The organism is Escherichia sp. B1147 (genome assembly GCF_001660175.1).
Lineage (GTDB): Bacteria > Pseudomonadota > Gammaproteobacteria > Enterobacterales > Enterobacteriaceae > Escherichia > Escherichia whittamii.
Genome location: NZ_LFHY01000022.1, coordinates 21275 through 35007, shown reverse-complemented (window position 1 = coordinate 35007; position 13733 = coordinate 21275). Strand labels below are relative to the sequence as shown.

At 52.9% G+C, this 13733-nt stretch carries 13 protein-coding genes; 7 read left to right on the top strand and 6 right to left on the bottom strand.

The window, feature by feature from the left end; all coding sequences use genetic code 11:
* Positions 1-150: 150 nt before the first annotated feature.
* From A9180_RS20710 to A9180_RS20700, 3 genes are read right to left on the bottom strand one after another with little or no spacing between them, the layout of a single operon-like run.
* On the bottom strand, positions 151-414 hold the full coding sequence (locus tag A9180_RS20710) for a helix-turn-helix domain-containing protein (protein ID WP_064530390.1): 264 nt from the start codon (positions 412-414) through the stop codon (positions 151-153).
* 31 nt (positions 415-445) lie between these two features.
* Positions 446-1462: a lipoate--protein ligase LplA gene (lplA, locus tag A9180_RS20705; protein ID WP_064530389.1), complete on the bottom strand. Its 1017-nt coding sequence runs from the start codon at positions 1460-1462 to the stop codon at positions 446-448.
* Positions 1463-1489: 27 nt separating this feature from the next.
* On the bottom strand, positions 1490-2134 hold the full coding sequence (locus tag A9180_RS20700) for a YtjB family periplasmic protein (protein ID WP_064530388.1): 645 nt from the start codon (positions 2132-2134) through the stop codon (positions 1490-1492).
* Between the two features lie 105 nt (positions 2135-2239).
* Here A9180_RS20700 and serB point away from each other — a divergent pair, with 105 nt between their 5' ends.
* From serB to nadR, 3 genes are read left to right on the top strand one after another with little or no spacing between them, the layout of a single operon-like run.
* Positions 2240-3208, top strand: a complete 969-nt coding sequence (gene serB / locus A9180_RS20695; protein WP_064530387.1) for a phosphoserine phosphatase — start codon at positions 2240-2242, stop codon at positions 3206-3208.
* Between the two features lie 48 nt (positions 3209-3256).
* Positions 3257-4639 carry a DNA repair protein RadA gene (gene radA, locus A9180_RS20690; RefSeq protein ID WP_001029699.1) on the top strand — a complete coding sequence of 461 codons (1383 nt, stop codon included), beginning with the start codon at positions 3257-3259 and terminating at the stop codon, positions 4637-4639.
* Positions 4640-4659: 20 nt separating this feature from the next.
* Positions 4660-5892, top strand: coding sequence for a multifunctional transcriptional regulator/nicotinamide-nucleotide adenylyltransferase/ribosylnicotinamide kinase NadR (gene nadR, locus A9180_RS20685; protein WP_064530386.1), 1233 nt, complete (start codon positions 4660-4662; stop codon positions 5890-5892).
* 349 nt (positions 5893-6241) lie between these two features.
* Here nadR and ettA read toward each other — a convergent pair whose 3' ends face one another.
* Positions 6242-7909: an energy-dependent translational throttle protein EttA gene (gene ettA, locus A9180_RS20680; RefSeq protein WP_064530385.1), complete on the bottom strand. Its 1668-nt coding sequence runs from the start codon at positions 7907-7909 to the stop codon at positions 6242-6244.
* A gap of 335 nt (positions 7910-8244) precedes the next feature.
* On the opposite strand from ettA, the gene sltY reads away from it, so the two are divergent.
* Together sltY and trpR are read left to right on the top strand one after the other, a co-directional pair.
* Entirely contained in the window at positions 8245-10182 is a 1938-nt protein-coding gene (gene sltY, locus A9180_RS20675) for a murein transglycosylase (protein WP_064530384.1), read from the top strand.
* A gap of 89 nt (positions 10183-10271) precedes the next feature.
* Positions 10272-10598 carry a trp operon repressor gene (trpR, locus tag A9180_RS20670; protein ID WP_064530383.1) on the top strand — a complete coding sequence of 109 codons (327 nt, stop codon included), beginning with the start codon at positions 10272-10274 and terminating at the stop codon, positions 10596-10598.
* Between the two features lie 373 nt (positions 10599-10971).
* On the opposite strand, the gene yjjX is transcribed toward trpR, so the two are convergent.
* The gene (yjjX, locus tag A9180_RS20665) at positions 10972-11484 is read right to left on the bottom strand and encodes an inosine/xanthosine triphosphatase (RefSeq protein WP_064530382.1); all 513 of its coding nucleotides are present in this window, start codon (positions 11482-11484) and stop codon (positions 10972-10974) included.
* Positions 11485-11534: 50 nt separating this feature from the next.
* Between yjjX and gpmB the strand changes: the two genes are divergently transcribed.
* Positions 11535-12182, top strand: a complete 648-nt coding sequence (gene gpmB, locus A9180_RS20660; protein WP_000942344.1) for a 2,3-diphosphoglycerate-dependent phosphoglycerate mutase GpmB — start codon at positions 11535-11537, stop codon at positions 12180-12182.
* On the opposite strand, the gene robA is transcribed toward gpmB, so the two are convergent.
* Positions 12179-13048: an MDR efflux pump AcrAB transcriptional activator RobA gene (robA, locus tag A9180_RS20655; protein ID WP_064530381.1), complete on the bottom strand. Its 870-nt coding sequence runs from the start codon at positions 13046-13048 to the stop codon at positions 12179-12181. The genes gpmB and robA overlap by 4 nt on opposite strands.
* Positions 13049-13258: 210 nt before the next feature.
* Here robA and creA point away from each other — a divergent pair, with 210 nt between their 5' ends.
* Positions 13259-13732, top strand: a complete 474-nt coding sequence (gene creA / locus A9180_RS20650) for a protein CreA (protein ID WP_064530380.1) — start codon at positions 13259-13261, stop codon at positions 13730-13732.
* The last annotated feature ends 1 nt before the right edge of the window (position 13733 follow it).

Genomic DNA, 13733 nt, shown 5'->3' with positions numbered 1-13733 from the left:
CTGAAAGGCGATTGTCGTGTTAAGCCGGAACGGGAGACTGCTCCGGCTTTTTAGTATCTATTCATCAATAGCGACTGATTTATAGATTTACTATTATTTTTCATGTGGATAGAAAATAAAATCCATTCAAGTATCTATTCACGAATCTATTTATTTATGTTCAGCCGTCATCCAGTAAGGGCATATCAGCAACTCTGGTGGGCAACCATAAATTCCTGCCATTTTGCTTTTGATGTTTGAGTTAAGCCGTTCCGTCTTTTCGATCCGCTTCAGAGAATTAATCGAGATACCTAACATTTTACTTACTTCAGCAAGCGATAATTTATGCCTGATACGCACGGCGGCTAGCCAGGAAATACGCTGGCTGAACATTAAATTGATAATCTCCCGTTCCTGGTTTTCCAGATCGATCATATTCCCTTCCTTTGGTATTTTAATCAGCGAGCTACCGTACCGCCCCCGCTATCCACGCCGATAATTCCCGTAGCTCTTTTTCCTGTTCAGGGAAGTCAACCAACAGAGCTTCGCACTCTTGTTGCAGCATATCCGCGCGGTACAGACAGCCTTGCAGCCTCCCGGCGAGGGCTTCCAGTGGCGCGGGGTTAAGGCTGTCGGTAAACACCTGGGCGCGGGTGATATGGCCTTTTTCGACGTCGAAATGCAGTTCTACGCCGCCCCAGCTAAAGCGTTCATCCAGAAGATGCGAAAACGCCGGAGCCTGACCGAAGTTCCACTCCCAGCTACTCTGACGGGCAAAGGTTTCAGTGAAATTTGGCAAGTCTGGTGTTTTGTCCGGGGAGATGATTTCCGCTTCTACGCGCTCGCCATAATGGGCGAAAAAGGCTTCGGTTATGGTCTTGCAAACCTGCTCATGGGTAATTTCCGGTAGCAATTCGGTCAGATTGGTCACGCGGGAACGTACCGAAGTAATGCCTTTCGCTGCCAGTTTCTTTTTATCCGGATTGAGGTAGTTCGCCAGGCGGCTAAGGTCGGCATTTAGCAGCAAGGTGCCGTGGTGGAAACCGCGATCTTTGGTTTCGCGATAGGCCGAGCCAGAGACTTTGCGGTCGCCGTCAGCCGTTTTTACCACCAGATCGTTGCGCCCGGAAGCTTCTGCGGTAACGCCAAGTGCGTTCAGTGCATTAAGCACAATCGCCGTGGAGATGGTTTTATCGTACTCCGGCTTGCCAGCCATAAACGTAAAACAGGTATTGCCGAGATCGTGGAACACCGCGCCACCGCCGCTACTGCGCCGTGCCAGGCGGACGTTATCTTCTTCCATCCGCCGGGTATTACACTCTTTCCACGGGTTTTGCGCACGACCAATCACTACTGTGTCGGCATTGCGCCAGAGAAACAGAACGCGCTGCGTGGCGGGCATCTGGCGAAAAATACACTCCTCCACTGCCAGATTAAACCACGGATCGTAAGAGTCAGAGATGAGCAGGCGTAATGTGGACATAACAATTTCCTTTCTTGTAGTAATGGGTCACTCTTTTTTCTCGCTTTCTTCCTCTTCCGGCACTGGTTTGCTGGCAGTTAACAGGAAGGGTGATTGCTGCCAGCGGGTACGTTTACCCTGTAGCAGCGTGCGGGTCAGCACCACGCCGATTGCCAGCGAGAGCAGTAGCATCAGGCGTAAAATGTTGGTGGTGTTATCCACTTGTTTGGCTTCGGTGGCGAGCGTATGGGTATCGAGCGTCAAGCGCAGATAACCAAGTGGTCCATTTTTCCCCTTAATCGGCTCGACAATCTGCTGGTTAAAATAGCCACCTGCTTTTTTACCGTCGAGCGCCAGTCGGTCGCGCACCTCGACGCTTTCGCCTGCGCGGGCGATAAGATCGCCTTGTTCGTCATACACACCCGCGTCGAGAATGCGACTTTCGTCCGTCAACTGGTCGAGGATCGCCTGAATGCGTTTTTCATCAGGTGAGTTGGTACGCATCAGCGGCGCAACGTTCAGGGTTACCTGATGCGCCAGGGTACGGGCCAGTTCTTCCAGCTGTGGATTACGCTGTCGCTGGTGGTTTTGACTAAACCATGATGCTCCCTGCATTAGAGCGACCAACAAAGCGAGACAGAACAGGACAATCACTGCCCGATGCAGCCGGAATTTTAGTTTTGTGCGAGCCATATTCCACCCGTCGAAAATTTGAGACTTAATGTTGCCAGAAGCAATGGATACAAGGTAGCCTCATGCGTTATTTTCCCTGCTTCGAACGATTTTACAGGAGCCTTAATGCCTAACATTACCTGGTGCGACCTGCCTGAAGATGTCTCTTTATGGCCTGGTCTGCCTCTTTCTTTAAGTGGTGATGAAGTGATGCCACTGGATTACCACGCAGGTCGTAGCGGCTGGCTGCTGTATGGTCGTGGGCTGGATAAACAACGTCTGACCCAGTACCAAAGCAAACTGGGCGCGGCAATGGTGATTGTTGCCGCCTGGTGCGTGGAAGATTATCAGGTGATTCGTCTGGCTGGTTCGCTCACCGCGCGGGCAACGCGCCTGGCGCATGAAGCACAACTGGATGTCGCGCCGCTGGGGAAAATACCGCACCTGCGTACACCAGGGCTGCTGGTGATGGACATGGACTCCACCGCCATCCAGATTGAATGTATTGATGAAATTGCCAAACTGGCCGGAACGGGCGAGATGGTGGCGGAAGTGACCGAACGGGCAATGCGCGGGGAGCTTGATTTCACTGCCAGCCTGCGTAGCCGCGTGGCGACGCTGAAAGGCGCTGACGCGAACATTTTGCTACAGGTGCGTGAAAATCTCCCGCTGATGCCGGGCTTGACGCAACTAGTGCTGAAGCTGGAAACGTTGGGCTGGAAAGTGGCGATTGCCTCCGGCGGCTTTACCTTCTTTGCCGAATACCTGCGTGACAAGCTGCGATTAACCGCCGTGGTAGCCAATGAACTGGAGATTATGGACGGTAAATTTACTGGCAATGTGATGGGCGACATTGTAGACGCGCAGTACAAAGCTAACACCCTGCTCCGGCTGGCGCAGGAGTATGATATCCCGCTGGCGCAAACCGTGGCGATTGGCGATGGCGCCAATGACCTGCCGATGATCAAAGCTGCGGGGCTGGGGATTGCCTACCATGCCAAGCCCAAAGTGAATGAAAAGACGGATGTCACCATCCGTCACGCTGACCTTATGGGGGTATTCTGCATCCTCTCCGGCAGCCTGAATCAGAAGTAATTGCGCGCCCGCCATCCTGCGGGCGGCACAGCATTAACGAGGTACACCGTGGCAAAAGCTCCAAAACGCGCCTTTGTTTGTAATGAATGCGGGGCCGATTATCCGCGCTGGCAGGGGCAGTGCAGCGCCTGTCATGCCTGGAACACCATCACCGAGGTGCGTCTTGCTGCGTCGCCAACGGTGGCGCGTAACGAGCGTCTCAGTGGCTATGCCGGTAGCGCGGGAGTGGCGAAAGTCCAGAAACTCTCCGATATCAGCCTTGAAGAACTGCCGCGTTTTTCCACTGGATTTAAAGAGTTCGACCGCGTATTAGGCGGCGGGGTGGTACCAGGAAGCGCCATTCTGATTGGCGGTAACCCAGGTGCGGGTAAATCCACGCTGCTACTGCAAACGTTGTGCAAACTGGCGCAGCAGATGAAAACGCTGTATGTCACCGGCGAAGAGTCGCTACAACAGGTGGCGATGCGTGCTCATCGCCTTGGCCTGCCGACTGACAATCTAAATATGCTGTCGGAAACCAGCATCGAACAGATCTGCCTGATTGCCGAAGAAGAGCAACCGAAGCTGATGGTAATCGACTCCATCCAGGTGATGCATATGGCGGATGTTCAGTCATCGCCTGGCAGCGTGGCGCAGGTGCGTGAAACGGCGGCTTATCTGACGCGCTTTGCCAAGACGCGCGGCGTGGCGATTGTCATGGTGGGTCATGTAACTAAAGATGGTTCACTGGCTGGCCCTAAAGTGCTGGAACACTGTATCGACTGTTCGGTGCTTTTGGACGGCGATGCCGACTCCCGTTTTCGCACCTTGCGCAGCCATAAAAACCGCTTTGGCGCGGTGAATGAACTGGGCGTATTTGCGATGACCGAACAGGGGCTGCGTGAAGTCAGCAACCCTTCGGCGATCTTCTTAAGTCGCGGCGACGAAGTGACTTCCGGTAGTTCAGTGATGGTGGTATGGGAAGGAACGCGCCCACTGCTGGTGGAGATTCAGGCGCTGGTCGATCACTCGATGATGGCAAATCCACGCCGCGTGGCCGTCGGGCTGGAACAAAACCGTCTGGCAATCCTGCTGGCAGTGCTGCACCGTCACGGCGGTCTGCAAATGGCCGATCAGGATGTGTTTGTGAACGTGGTCGGCGGCGTTAAGGTGACCGAAACCAGCGCCGATTTAGCGTTACTACTGGCGATGGTTTCCAGCCTGCGCGACAGACCGCTGCCACAGGATCTGGTGGTGTTTGGTGAAGTCGGGCTGGCAGGGGAGATCCGCCCGGTGCCCAGTGGTCAGGAACGAATCTCAGAAGCGGCGAAACACGGTTTCCGGCGGGCAATTGTTCCGGCGGCTAACGTACCGAAAAAAGTGCCGGAAGGGATGCAGATTTTTGGCGTTAAAAAACTCTCCGACGCACTTAGCGTGTTCGACGACTTATAATGAGAGATACGGAGGGAGATATGTCGTCATTTGATTACCTGAAAACTGCCATCAAGCAACAGGGCTGCACGTTACAGCAGGTGGCTGATGCCAGCGGTATGACCAAAGGGTATTTAAGCCAGTTACTGAATGCCAAAATTAAAAGCCCCAGCGCGCAAAAGCTGGAGGCATTGCACCGTTTTTTGGGGCTTGAGTTTCCCCGGCAAAAGAAAACCATCGGTGTCGTATTCGGTAAGTTTTACCCGCTGCATACCGGACATATCTACCTTATCCAGCGCGCCTGTAGCCAGGTTGACGAACTGCATATCATTATGGGTTTTGATGATACCCGTGACCGCGCGTTGTTCGAAGACAGCGCCATGTCGCAGCAGCCAACGGTGCCGGATCGTCTGCGCTGGTTATTGCAAACCTTTAAATATCAGAAAAATATTCGCATTCATGCCTTTAACGAAGAGGGCATGGAGCCGTATCCGCACGGCTGGGATGTGTGGAGCAACGGCATCAAAAAGTTTATGGCCGAAAAAGGCATTCAGCCGGATCTGATCTACACCTCGGAGGAAGCCGACGCGCCGCAGTATATGGAACATCTGGGGATCGAAACGGTGCTTGTCGATCCGAAACGCACTTTTATGAGTATTAGCGGCGCGCAGATCCGCGAAAATCCGTTCCGCTACTGGGAATATATTCCTACCGAAGTGAAGCCGTTCTTTGTGCGTACCGTGGCGATCCTCGGTGGTGAATCTAGCGGTAAATCCACCCTGGTAAACAAACTCGCCAATATCTTCAACACCACCAGTGCGTGGGAGTTTGGTCGCGATTATGTCTTTTCGCATCTCGGCGGCGATGAGATTGCGTTACAGTATTCCGACTACGATAAAATTGCGCTGGGACACGCGCAATATATTGATTTTGCGGTGAAATATGCCAATAAAGTGGCGTTTATCGACACCGATTTCGTGACAACTCAGGCGTTCTGTAAAAAGTACGAAGGGCGTGAGCATCCTTTTGTGCAGGCATTGATCGATGAATATCGCTTTGATCTGGTGATCCTGCTGGAAAACAATACCCCGTGGGTGGCGGATGGTCTACGCAGCCTCGGCAGCTCGGTGGATCGCAAAGAGTTTCAGAACCTGCTGATAGAGATGCTGGAACAGAACAATATCGAATTCGTGCGGGTTGAAGAGGGCGATTACGACAGCCGTTTCCTGCGCTGCGTAGAGCTGGTGCGGGAGATGATGGGGGAGCAGGGATAAGAACCAATGCCTGATGCGATGCTGACGCGTCTTATCAGGCCTACAGTTTCGCAACGTATTGGAATCGCTGGTTTTGTAGGCCGGATAAGGCGTTTACGCCGCATCCGGCATCCGGTGCTCAATGCCTGATGCGACGCTGACGCGTCTTATCAGGCCTACAGTTTCGCAACGTATTGAAATCGCTGGTTTTGTAGGCCGGATAAGGCGTTTACGCCGCATCCGGCATCCGGTGCTCAATGCCTGATGCGACGCTGACGCGTCTTATCAGGCCTACAGTTTCGCAACGTATTGAAATCGCTGGTTTTGTAGGCCGGATAAGGCGTTTATGCCGCATCCGGCATTTTACGCATTACTTCGCAATACGCTTGTACTTGATACGCTTCGGCTCCAGCGCATCTGCGCCCAGCGTGCGTTTCTTGTACTCTTCGTACTCGGTAAAGTTACCTTCGAAGAACTCAACTTTACCTTCATCCTGGTAATCCAGAATGTGCGTGGCGATACGGTCGAGGAACCAACGGTCGTGCGAGATAACCATCGCGCAGCCCGGGAACTCCAACAGAGCGTTTTCCAGCGCGCGCAGGGTTTCGATATCCAGGTCGTTGGTCGGTTCGTCGAGCAGCAGCATGTTGCCGCCAACCTGCAGCAGCTTCGCCAGATGCAGACGACCACGCTCACCACCGGAGAGTTCTCCAACACGTTTACCCTGATCAACCCCTTTAAAGTTAAAGCGGCCAACGTAGGCGCGGCTTGGCATCTCGGTGTTACCGATCTTCATGATATCCAGCCCGCCGGAAACTTCTTCCCAAACGGTTTTGCTGTTATCCATTGAGTCACGGAACTGATCAACCGACGCCAGTTTCACCGTTTCACCTAAAGTGATGGTGCCGCTGTCCGGCTGTTCCTGACCGGAGATCATACGGAACAGCGTCGATTTACCCGCGCCGTTCGGACCGATGATCCCGACGATCGCCCCTTTCGGGATCGAGAAGCTCAGGGAGTCAATCAGCAGACGATCGCCATAGGATTTACGCAGGTTGCTGACTTCCAGCACTTTGTCGCCCAGACGCGGTCCAGGTGGAATAAACAGTTCGTTGGTTTCGTTACGTTTCTGGTATTCGGTATTGTTCAGCTCTTCAAAGCGTGCCAGACGCGCTTTACCTTTCGACTGACGGCCTTTAGTACCCTGACGTACCCACTCCAGCTCTTTCTCAATCGACTTACGACGCGCCGCTTCTTGTGAAGCTTCTTGCGCCAGACGCTGATCTTTCTGCTCCAGCCAGGAGGAGTAGTTGCCTTCCCACGGAATACCTTCACCGCGGTCAAGTTCGAGGATCCAGCCCGCGACGTTATCGAGGAAGTAACGGTCGTGGGTAATCGCCACCACGGTGCCTTCGAAGTCGTGCAGGAAGCGTTCCAGCCACGCCACGGATTCTGCATCCAGGTGGTTGGTCGGTTCGTCGAGCAGCAGCATGTCTGGTTTTTCCAGCAGCAGACGGCACAATGCCACGCGACGACGCTCACCACCGGAGAGGTTAGCGATTTTCGCGTCCCAGTCCGGCAGACGCAGCGCATCCGCTGCACGCTCCAGTTGTACGTTCAGGTTATGACCGTCGTGAGCCTGAATGATCTCTTCCAGACGGCCCTGTTCAGCAGCCAGTTTGTCGAAATCTGCATCTGGATCGGCATACAGCGCGTACACTTCATCCAGACGTTTCAGGGCGTTAACCACTTCAGAAACGGCTTCTTCAATGGACTCACGTACGGTGTGTTCCGGATTGAGCTGCGGTTCCTGCGGCAGATAGCCGATTTTGATATCCGGTTGCGGACGCGCTTCACCTTCGATGTCTTTATCGATGCCCGCCATAATGCGCAGCAGGGTAGACTTACCCGCGCCGTTCAGACCCAGGACGCCGATTTTTGCCCCAGGGAAGAAACTCAGAGAGATGTTTTTCAAAATATGACGTTTCGGCGGAACAACTTTGCCGACACGATGCATGGTATAAACGAATTGAGCCACGTTGGACTTCGCCTCTATGTTTATCGTGATGATGAGTTTTCAAAGGCGAAGTGTAGCCTTTTTCCCCGCCTAATCCCAGTTGGTCGATCACCTTCGCAGTATACTCGCCATACTTCAAGTTGCATGTGCTGCGCTTACGCTCGCTCACCCCAGTCACTTACTTCTGTAAGCTCCTGGGGACTCACTCACTTATCGCCTTCCTGCAACTCGAATTATTTAGAGTATAAAAGTAAAAAAGTGTCCATAACGTGGCGCAAACAGCAATGACTGGTTAGCATAAATCTATTACGCGGCATGACGCTGCATTGATGTATTTACACTTAGAGGATGCGCTTGTGGAAAAAGCCAAACAAGTTACCTGGCGGCTGTTGGCTGCCGGTGTCTGTCTGCTGACGGTCAGCAGCGTGGCGCGAGCCGACTCACTGGATGAGCAGCGTAGCCGCTACGCGCAAATCAAGCAGGCCTGGGATAATCGACAAATGGATGTGGTCGAACAAATGATGCCATCCCTGAAGGATTATCCGTTATACCCCTACCTGGAATATCGCCAGATAACCGATGATCTGATGAATCAACCGGCGGTGACAGTGACTAACTTTGTTCGTGCTAACCCCACGCTTCCTCCTGCTCGCACGCTGCAATCGCGTTTCGTTAATGAACTGGCGCGACGTGAAGACTGGCGCGGTCTGCTGGCCTTTAGCCCGGAAAAACCAGGCACAACCGAAGCCCAGTGTAATTACTACTATGCGAAATGGAACACCGGGCAGAGCGAAGAAGCCTGGCAGGGGGCGAAAGAGCTGTGGCTAACCGGAAAGAGCCAGCCTAACGCTTGTGACAAGTTATTTAGCGTCTGGCGTGCGTCCGGCAAACAAGAACCCCAGGCTTATTTAGAGCGTATTCGTCTTGCGATGAAAGCAGGCAATACCGGGCTGGTGACGGTGCTGGCAGGGCAAATGCCTGCCGATTACCAGACTATTGCTTCGGCAATCATTTCGCTGGCAAATGATCCTAATACTGTGCTGACCTTCGCGCGTTCGACCGGCGCGACCGATTTTACCCGCCAGATGGCGGCGGTGGCATTTGCAAGCGTGGCGCGTCAGGATGCTGAAAACGCACGACTGATGATCCCTTCGCTTGCCCAGGCGCAGCAGCTTAATGAAGATCAGATTCAGGAGCTGCGCGATATCGTCGCCTGGCGTCTGATGGGCAACGATATTACCGACGAACAGGCGAAATGGCGTGATGAAGCGATTATGCGTTCGCAATCCACTTCGTTAATTGAACGTCGCGTGCGGATGGCGCTTGGCACTGGCGATCGCCGAGGTCTGAATACCTGGCTGGCGCGTCTGCCAATAGAGGCGAAAGAAAAAGATGAATGGCGCTACTGGCAGGCGGATTTACTGCTGGAGCGCGGGCGTGAGGCTGAAGCAAAAGAGATTTTGCATCAACTCATGGGACAGCGTGGATTCTACCCGATGGTCGCTGCGCAACGTATTGGCGAAGAGTATCAACTAAAGATTGATAAAGCGCCGCAGAACGTTGACAGCGCCCTGACTCAGGGGCCTGAGATGGCGCGCGTGCGCGAGTTGATGTACTGGAATATGGATAACACCGCGCGTAGCGAGTGGGCCAATCTGGTGAAGAGCAAGTCAAAAACAGAGCAGGCACAACTGGCGCGCTATGCCTTTAACAATCACTGGTGGGATCTTAGTGTTCAGGCGACGATCGCCGGGAAATTGTGGGATCATCTGGAAGAACGATTCCCACTGGCCTACAACGATCTCTTTGAACGTTACACCAACGGCAAAGATATCCCGCAAAGCTATGCAATGGCTATCGCCCGTCAGGAGAGCGCCTGGAATCCGAAAGTGAAATCACCGGTAGGGGCCAGCGGCCTGATGCAGATTATGCCCGGTACGGCGACTCAAACGGTGAAGATGTTCTCTATCCCTGGTTATAGCAGCCCAGGGCAATTGCTGGATCCGGAAACGAACATCAATATCGGCACCAGTTATCTGCAATATGTTTATCAGCAATTTGGCAATAACCGCATTTTCTCCTCGGCAGCTTATAACGCAGGTCCAGGGCGGGTGCGCACATGGCTTGGCAACAGCGCCGGGCGTATCGACGCGGTGGCGTTTGTCGAGAGTATTCCGTTCTCCGAGACGCGCGGTTATGTGAAAAATGTGCTGGCTTATGACGCGTACTATCGCTATTTCATGGGCGATAAACCCACGCTTTTGAGCGCTACGGAATGGGGACGTCGTTACTGATTTGAACCTTTATGGTATGCTATCGTACTCTTTAGCGAGTACAACCGGGGGAGGCATCAGGCTTCCCCCGCTAACAATGGCGACACACTATGGCCCAACAATCACCCTATTCAGCAGCGATGGCAGAACAGCGTCACCAGGAGTGGTTACGTTTTGTCGACCTGCTTAAGAATGCCTACGAAAACGATCTCCATTTACCGTTGTTAAATCTGATGCTGACGCCGGATGAGCGCGAAGCATTGGGGACTCGCGTGCGTATCGTCGAAGAGTTGCTGCGCGGTGAAATGAGCCAGCGCGAGTTAAAAAATGAACTCGGCGCGGGCATCGCGACCATTACGCGTGGCTCTAACAGTTTGAAAGCCGCGCCCGTTGAGCTGCGTCAGTGGCTGGAAGACGTTCTGCTGAAAAGCGATTGATTTTGTAGGCCTGATAAGACGCGTTAGCGTCGCATCAGGCATTGAGCACCGTCTCGCCGGATGCGGCGTGAACGCCTTATCCGTCCTACAAATGTCAGCAATTTCAATGAGTAATGTAGGCCTGATAAGACGCGTCAGCGTCGCATCAGGCATTGCGCACCGAATGCCGGATGCGGCGTAAACGCCTTATCCGTCCTACAAATGTCAGCAATTTCAATGAGTAATGTAGGCCTGATAAGACGCGTCAGCGTCGCATCAGGCATTGCGCACCGAATGCCGGATGCGGCGTAAACGCCTTATCCGTCCTACAAATACCAGCAATTTCAATGAGTAATGTAGGCCTGATAAGACGCCCTGGCGTCGCATCAGGCGTTTAATACACCGCATTATGAAACGGACTTAGCGCCAGAATCACCGCCTGGTGATAGACGCTGGCACGAGTGAGTTTCCCGGCGGTAAACACGCCGATTGCTCCTTCTTTACGACCAATCTCATCAATACCGGTATAACGCGACATCACGGGGCCAAGCGCCTCACCCGCACGCACTTTCTCCAGAATCACCTCTGGCAACGGCAAAGTAGCCGAACGCGCTTCGCCACGTTGGTTGGTGCTTTCAATGACCACCCAACTGAAGGTGCTGTCACCATCAATGCCTGCTTCAATCGCCACCCAAAAATCAGCCTCTGGATGTAAACGGCGGGCATTTTCTACCCGATTTCGTGCGCCAGCGCGCGTTTCCTCACTGCCAAAGGGTTGTTCCGGTACACCGCTCTCGACGGAAACGGACTCAATGTGGCAGGATCCTTCGCCGAAGATCTCGTGAAATGCCTGCAGAATGGCCTGAATTTTAGCGGGATTGGTGGTCGCACAGACAACATGGTGCATAATCAGGATTACTCAAAAATTAACGTTACAGCAGTATACGGAAAAAAAGCATGTTACAGGTATACCTAGTCCGCCACGGTGAAACGCAGTGGAACGCCGAGCGACGTATTCAGGGCCAGTCTGACAGCCCGCTGACTGCCAAAGGTGAGCAACAGGCGATGCAGGTGGCGACGCGTGCCAAAGAGCTTGGCATTACACATATCATCAGTAGCGATTTAGGTCGCACCCGGCGCACAGCGGAAATCATCGCTCAGGCTTGCGGCTGTGACATCATCTTTGATTCCCGCTTGCGTGAGTTAAATATGGGCGTGCTGGAGAAAAGACACATTGACTCTCTGACTGAAGAAGAAGAGAACTGGCGTCGTCAGCTCGTCAATGGCACCGTTGACGGACGTATTCCTGAAGGCGAGTCAATGCAGGAACTGAGCGATCGCGTCAATGCTGCACTGGAATCCTGCCGGGATTTGCCGCAGGGAAGTCGGCCGCTACTGGTGAGCCACGGTATCGCCCTGGGATGTCTGGTGAGTACCATTCTCGGCTTACCAGCATGGGCAGAACGCCGCTTACGTCTGCGTAACTGTTCTATTTCGCGCGTGGATTATCAGGAAAGCCTGTGGCTGGCGTCTGGTTGGGTAGTTGAAACAGCAGGGGACATCTCGCATCTGGACGCCCCTGCATTAGACGAGTTGCAGCGTTAACGACGTATCGGAATCAGCAGTTCGCAGCGCAGATTAATTGGGCGATCTCCCGCTTTGGCATCTTCTGCCGGGTAGTATCGCTCAATATCCTGACCTTTACGGCGCGTCAGGTTGAGCATTGGCATACATGTTCCGTATACCGTCAGGATAAATTCCTGTACGCCGGTTCCCAGACCTTCATAGGTAAACATCACATATTCGCCGCCCTGCAACAGCACCGGATGCCCCGTCAGTACATATCCGTCTGCTTGTTCCTGAGCCAACGCAGTAGTGTAGAACACCTCTTGCTCGTCGTCTTTATCCTGGCTTGGACGCGTTTCATTCAGGCCGTAAAGCACTGGCGGAATGGTCGGCGCATTACCAAGAAAATCGTGCCAGAACTGATAACGCATTTCATGGCGGAAATCAGAGATTTGCTCCAGTGAACAGGAGTAACTCTGAGTTACGCCAATCAGCGGCGTGTCTTCCAGCGTGACAAATTTGTGTTCTGGCATGGTGAATTCACCCAGACGCAGCGGCGGGCGAATACCAAAGGCGCTCCATTCAGGAGAACGGCGGTAAAGTGCGGGAGTCTGGGCAAACTGCTTCTTGAATGCGCGAGTAAATGTCTGTTGAGAGTCGAAGCGGTATTGCAGCGCAATATCCAGAATTGGGCGCGCGGTCAGGCGTAGTGCAACCGCCGATTTCGACAAACGACGAGCACGAATATACGCGCCAATAGCATGGCCAGTGACATCTTTAAACATTCTCTGTAAGTGCCACTTGGAATAACCTGCTTTCGCCGCTACATTGTCGAGCGACAGTGGCTGATCCAGATGACCTTCCAACCAGATTAAAAGGTCGCGAATAATGCCGGCCTGATCCATAAAATATCCTCATCCTTTCACAACGAGCACCTGACATCAGGTAATTGGATAATAGCATTTTTTGCTGTTTTAGCATTCAGTGTTTTTTTCTTAGTAGAGTATGTTTTAGGTCTTGACGGAAATAAAAGTGTTGAGATTTTGTTCTTAATCAATATGTTATTTACCGTGACGAACTAATTGCTCTGTGTAACTTATAAAAATGGTAACAATATGAAATACAAGCATTTGATCCTGTCTTTAAGCCTGTTAATGCTGGGGCCATTGGCACATGCGGAAGAAATTGGTTCGGTCGATACCGTATTTAAAATGATCGGCCCGGATCACAAAATTGTCGTAGAAGCCTTTGACGATCCCGATGTGAAAAATGTCACCTGTTATGTGAGCCGGGCAAAAACCGGCGGTATTAAAGGTGGATTGGGCCTGGCGGAAGATACTTCCGATGCAGCTATTTCCTGCCAGCAAGTCGGGCCGATTGAACTGTCAGAGCGCATTAAAAACGGCAAAGCTCAGGGCGAAGTCGTATTCAAAAAACGTACGTCGCTGGTCTTTAAGTCGTTACAGGTCGTACGCTTCTATGACGCCAAACGCAACGCGCTCGCTTACCTGGCTTACTCCGACAAAGTTGTAGATGGGTCGCCGAAAAATGCGATTAGCGCGGTGCCTGTCATGCCGTGGCGGCAATAAC

Excerpts from the sequence above, each read along its gene's own strand:
- A9180_RS20710 (WP_064530390.1), bottom strand. The coding sequence starts at position 414 with ATGATCGATCTGGAAAACCAGGAACGGGAGATTATCAATTTAATGTTC.
- lplA (WP_064530389.1), bottom strand. The coding sequence starts at position 1,462 with ATGTCCACATTACGCCTGCTCATCTCTGACTCTTACGATCCGTGGTTT.
- A9180_RS20700 (WP_064530388.1), bottom strand. The coding sequence starts at position 2,134 with ATGGCTCGCACAAAACTAAAATTCCGGCTGCATCGGGCAGTGATTGTC.
- serB (WP_064530387.1), top strand. The coding sequence starts at position 2,240 with ATGCCTAACATTACCTGGTGCGACCTGCCTGAAGATGTCTCTTTATGG.
- nadR (WP_064530386.1), top strand. The coding sequence starts at position 4,660 with ATGTCGTCATTTGATTACCTGAAAACTGCCATCAAGCAACAGGGCTGC.
- trpR (WP_064530383.1), top strand. The coding sequence starts at position 10,272 with ATGGCCCAACAATCACCCTATTCAGCAGCGATGGCAGAACAGCGTCAC.
- yjjX (WP_064530382.1), bottom strand. The coding sequence starts at position 11,484 with ATGCACCATGTTGTCTGTGCGACCACCAATCCCGCTAAAATTCAGGCC.
- gpmB (WP_000942344.1), top strand. The coding sequence starts at position 11,535 with ATGTTACAGGTATACCTAGTCCGCCACGGTGAAACGCAGTGGAACGCC.
- robA (WP_064530381.1), bottom strand. The coding sequence starts at position 13,048 with ATGGATCAGGCCGGCATTATTCGCGACCTTTTAATCTGGTTGGAAGGT.
- creA (WP_064530380.1), top strand. The coding sequence starts at position 13,259 with ATGAAATACAAGCATTTGATCCTGTCTTTAAGCCTGTTAATGCTGGGG.